This is a genomic window from Sporomusa sp., assembly GCF_035561255.1.
Classification (GTDB): Bacteria; Bacillota; Negativicutes; order Sporomusales; family Sporomusaceae; genus Sporomusa.
In genome coordinates, this window is record NZ_DATMXX010000292.1 from 1 (window position 1) to 4,548 (window position 4,548).

Annotated in this window: 6 protein-coding genes; 3 read left to right on the top strand and 3 right to left on the bottom strand. The window is 44.7% G+C overall.

Annotated features, from left to right (window positions below; all coding sequences use genetic code 11):
- Window positions 1-102: 102 nt before the first annotated feature.
- The 3 genes from tnpA to tnpC all read left to right on the top strand — a co-directional run bounded on the left by tnpA (window position 103) and on the right by tnpC (window position 2,500).
- Complete coding sequence (tnpA, locus tag VN379_RS15895) at window positions 103-480, top strand: IS66 family insertion sequence element accessory protein TnpA (RefSeq protein WP_325535592.1); 378 nt, start codon at window positions 103-105, stop codon at window positions 478-480.
- Window positions 470-826, top strand: a complete 357-nt coding sequence (gene tnpB, locus VN379_RS15900; RefSeq protein WP_325535594.1) for an IS66 family insertion sequence element accessory protein TnpB — start codon at window positions 470-472, stop codon at window positions 824-826. Before tnpA ends, tnpB begins: the two co-directional genes overlap by 11 nt.
- Before the next feature lie 96 nt (window positions 827-922).
- Window positions 923-2,500, top strand: a complete 1,578-nt coding sequence (gene tnpC / locus VN379_RS15905) for an IS66 family transposase (RefSeq protein WP_325535596.1) — start codon at window positions 923-925, stop codon at window positions 2,498-2,500.
- Between the two features lie 542 nt (window positions 2,501-3,042).
- Here the strand turns inward: tnpC and VN379_RS15910 are convergent.
- The 3 genes from VN379_RS15910 to queC all read right to left on the bottom strand — a co-directional run.
- Window positions 3,043-3,639: a 7-carboxy-7-deazaguanine synthase QueE gene (locus tag VN379_RS15910; RefSeq protein ID WP_325535598.1), complete on the bottom strand. Its 597-nt coding sequence runs from the start codon at window positions 3,637-3,639 to the stop codon at window positions 3,043-3,045.
- Complete coding sequence (queD, locus tag VN379_RS15915; protein WP_325535600.1) at window positions 3,632-4,024, bottom strand: 6-carboxytetrahydropterin synthase QueD; 393 nt, start codon at window positions 4,022-4,024, stop codon at window positions 3,632-3,634. The genes VN379_RS15910 and queD overlap by 8 nt, the downstream gene beginning before the upstream one ends.
- Window positions 4,025-4,027: 3 nt before the next feature.
- Window positions 4,028-4,548, bottom strand: a 521-nt coding sequence (queC, locus tag VN379_RS15920; RefSeq protein ID WP_325535602.1) for a 7-cyano-7-deazaguanine synthase QueC, incomplete at its 5' end; no start/stop codon positions are given.

Below are 4,548 nucleotides of genomic sequence, written 5' to 3' on the forward strand. Positions count from 1 at the left end.
AAGATAGTGGATAGAAACTTAAAACTAGGCATGGGATAATACTCTAAAGAGCGATATGGAGTTTTTAAAGTGCAGTCGAAAAACTCCTAAGGAGGTTTAGAGTTGGATACCCAAGAAGTAAAACGCCAATACCGGCTGAACCAGTGGATCGAGATCGTCCGCCAGTGCCGCAGCAGCGGTCAAACAGTGTCCGCTTGGTGTGCTGAAAATAACATCAATCCCAAGCGATACTACTATTGGCTGCGCTGTGTGCGTATGGCAGCCTGTGAACTTTTGCCGACGAGTGGAAGCAATGAGTTAAGCATTGTGCCGGTCACGCTGCCCGGTTCTCTACTTAAAGCAAATCCGGCTGCTCCGGCTATTGCCGGATCGCCTGCGCCTCTCATTCTTCGCCTAGGCTCGGCTACCATAGAACTTCATAATGACGCATCGCCAGAACTAATTGCCCATACGGTAAAGGCCCTTGCCCATGTTCGGTGACATTACCCAAGCCAATCAAATCTATATTGCCTGCGGCTACACGGATATGCGAAAATCCATTGATGGGCTGGTTATGCTCATTAAACAGCACTGGGCTCTCAATCCTTTTCAAAACAGCCTGTTCTTATTCTGCGGCCGCCGGCGCGATCGCATGAAAGCCCTGCTGTGGGAGGGTGACGGTTTTGTCTTGCTGTATAAACGGCTGGAAAGGGGCCGCTTTCAATGGCCCCATAGCGCTGAGGCAGTCCGGGCCATTACTCCACAGCAGCTTCGTTGGCTGTTAGAGGGTCTGTGCATCGATCCGCCCAAGGCAGTACAAAAGCTGGATACCTCGGCTTGGGTATAATAGAAAAACATCTGCAAACCCTGACAATTCCTGGGCTTTTGACGGTTTTTATGGTATAATGGATATAACAAAAAGGCCGTACAAAGGAATTGGCAGATGACGTTTTTAGATCGGATGGAAGCTTTTGAAAAACGAATTACAGAGCTGGAAGCAGAAAACAAACGGCTGCATGATACGGTGGCCTATTTGACGAAACAGCTCTTTGGCAAGCGCTCGGAGAAGACATCTTCCCTTTCTGAGGGGCAGGTGTCTCTTTTTGATGAGTTACCTCCGGTGTTTAACGAAGCAGAGACTGAGGCTGATCCCAAAGCAACTGAGCCGGACCTGCAGCAGGAAGCGGACAAGTTTGCCAAGAAACGCTACAAAGGTCAACGTAAAGATCAGGTCAAGCATCTGGAACATGTGAAAAAGGTCTATCGCCTGATTGCCGAGGAGCGCTCCTGCGAAAGCTGCGGTACCGAACTGGTGGCTGTCGGTGAAGAGTTCGTTCGGTCCGAATTGGAGTTTATTCCGGCTCAGGTCCGGGTTATCGACTATTACCGTGAGACGCTGGAATGCCGGACTTGCCGGAAAAACGACAGACCCTATATGGAAAAAGCCGAGGTTCCTGATCCGGTTGTCTTGCATTCTTTGGCTTCGCCTTCTACGCTATCTTGGATTATGCATCAAAAGTTCGTCAATGCAATTCCTTTATACCGGCAGGAAGCCGAGTGGCAAATGCTGGGCGTCACCTTAAGTCGGGCTACCATGTCCAACTGGCTGATGGTGGCCGCACGAGATTGGCTGCTACCGGTGGTGCAGCGCCTGCACCAGGAACTGCTAAAAGAAAAATATTTGCATGTCGATGAGACTCCCATCCAGGTCTTACAGGAAGAAGGCCGGAAAAATACGACGGAGTCGTACATGTGGGTTTACAGCACCGGTCAGTACGGAGAGCATCCTATCCGACTTTTTGAGTATCAGCCGGGTCGTGGCGGCAATTACCCTAAGAAATTTTTGAAAGGATTTCAAGGATATTTGCATACCGATGCGTATCCCGGATATGACAAAGTCGAAAAAATCATCCGGTGCTACTGCTGGGCCCATGTGCGAAGAAAGTTCGTCGATGCCATACCGAAAGATGTGCAATCGCCGGAAGCGACAGTGGCTGCACAGGGAATTCAATATTGCAACCAGTTATTTGAAATGGAAAAAGCACTGCGCGACTTACCGGCAGATGAGCGCTACAAAGAGCGTCTAACGAAGCAAATGCCTATGTTAGAGGCCTTTTGGTCATGGGCAGAATCTTCGAGACAAGCCATACTGCCCAAATGCAAAACCAGTGAAGCCTTGCTATATGCTTTAAAGTACAAAGAAGGTTTGATGAACTATTTGAAAGACGGAAACTGCTCTATTTCTAACAACTTGGCGGAAAACAGCATTCGGCCATTTACGATCGGGAGGAAAAATTGGTTATTTAGCGGCAGTCCCAAGGGAGCAGCCGCCAGTGCTGCCATTTACAGTCTGGTAGAGACAGCCAAGGCCAACGGATTAAGTCCCCATCGTTATTTAGAGTATATTTTAGGAGACTTACCCGGTGTTCCTTTTCGGCAATATCCCGAGATTTTGGATGACTATCTTCCATGGCACCCAGACATTCAGAAAAAGTGCTCTTCTAGCAAAACCGGTAAATGAGATGGCCGGTTTTGTTTTTTTCTAGCCACCTTCTTGTTTGACGCTTACGCTAGAAGAATAAAAAAAACAGCCATACGGCTGATCTTAATACTCGTAATTTTTTATTGGTCGGAGCGACACGACTTGAACGTGCGGCCTCTACCACCCCAACCTAGGCTAGAGGCCTTGTACAGTTAGAAGAATGTAGTAAAATTAAGGGTTTGCGATGTTTTTAGTTTGATGCTAAAAGCCGTGTTTTGTACGGTTTGTTAGAAGAATGTTAGAAGGTTTTTGGATTTAGGGCCGGTTGATTTATGTCAATCGGCCCTAAATAAATTGTAATTCTAAATTGGTCAGATGACTCCCGTGGTTTCAAGGTATTTAGTGACTGTAACTAAAAAATCTTTCGCATTTTCCACTGGTATAAGCTCTGTTAAGGGCTTGAGCATAAGATTCCTGATCGGTTCGTTCATATACCACAATACCCTCCTTCCGAACGTTTTGGAAGAATGGTTCATGGGGAAGGACATCCATCTTCACCTTTTTCACGAGCCGCATTTCAATCATCTTACATTAAGAATTTTATGAAGTTGTACCCCAAGCCTTAACCGAAGTTCCGGATAAATGTTAATTAAATCATAAGCTTTCTGAATTGATTCTTGCCGTCCACTTTCTACCTGAAGAAAAACCCTTCCCTCTGGTAGATTATGATTGGATATTACATCAATACTAAATTCATCGTCCACAACATACTTTAGTTCGTCCGCCCGACATGATAGAGCATACCCGCTACCCGGTTTTGGGGACGCAGTAATCCAGTCAATCCCCCACTCAGTCGGTATTGGGTTTGTGCCATTGGTTTCTATAGCAACGTACTTACCTAACTTGTGTAATTCTCGCACTAATGGTTCCAGATCGTATAAGGTTGGTTCTCCTCCGGTAATGACAACGTGGTGATGAGAAAATTGATCAGCAACTACTATCTCATCAGCACTCATCCACTCAGATTCTGATAAATCAAAGGAATACTTTGTGTCGCACCAAGAGCACCTTAGATTACACCCAGCAACCCTAATAAAGGTTGCTCCCTTTCCCATATGAAATCCTTCACCTTGAATACTACTAAATATCTCGATTATCGGATAACGTACCTCAGCCATTACATACCTCGACACAAGCGTCAGGTGTTTCCCATAACCTTATTCTCTCTACAATAACCCCATGAAGCAATAATTTTTCTGCCAATACATCAAAAATATGGTTGGCGATATTTTCAGCAGTCGTCCTAAACGGATATATATCGTTTAAAACTTTATGATCAATTTTGCTAATTACTTCTTCTGTAACAACTGCGTTAAGGTCATAGAAATCTATGACCATACCATCGCTTGAACCACCGCTTATTAAGAGTTTGTTTGTTCTAACAACAGTTACTTCCAACTTATAGGAATGACCATGCATGGCAGAACATTTCCCTTTGTGTTCTGGTAAAAAATGTGCAGAATCAAACATAAATATCTTGGTTAGTTTTATGACTTTTGCCAACTATTACTTGCCTACTTTCGTATTGAGATATTTTTTTAAACCGTCATTCCTTAGTTTGCATGCAGGACATTCTCCACAACCGTCTCCTACAATACCGTTGTAGCACGTTAGTGTTCTTTGACGAATGTACGCCAACTTACCTAGTTGATCGGCCAATGCCCATGTATCTGCCTTGTCTATCCACATTAATGGGGTATGAATAACGAATGGATAGTCCATAGCTAAATTTAGCGTAACATTCATAGATTTGATAAAAACGTCACGACAATCAGGGTAACCACTAAAGTCAGTTTCACAGACTCCAGTGACAATATTGTTAATCCCTCTCTGCTTGGCTGCCACAGCCGCAAATGATAGGAATAGTAAATTACGACCATCCACAAATGTGGTGGGCAGTTGTCCGCCTTCTCCGGCTTTTATTTCGATATCTGATCTAGTTAACGCGTTATGAGCCAACTGGTTAAGTAGGCTCATATCTAAAACCATATGATTTATATTAAATTCTTTGGCAATACTTGCAGCAC

Bases quoted from the DNA above. Each gene is read 5' to 3' on its own strand.
- tnpB (WP_325535594.1), top strand. From the start codon at position 470: ATGTTCGGTGACATTACCCAAGCCAATCAAATCTATATTGCCTGCGGC.
- tnpC (WP_325535596.1), top strand. From the start codon at position 923: ATGACGTTTTTAGATCGGATGGAAGCTTTTGAAAAACGAATTACAGAG.
- VN379_RS15910 (WP_325535598.1), bottom strand. From the start codon at position 3,639: ATGGCTGAGGTACGTTATCCGATAATCGAGATATTTAGTAGTATTCAA.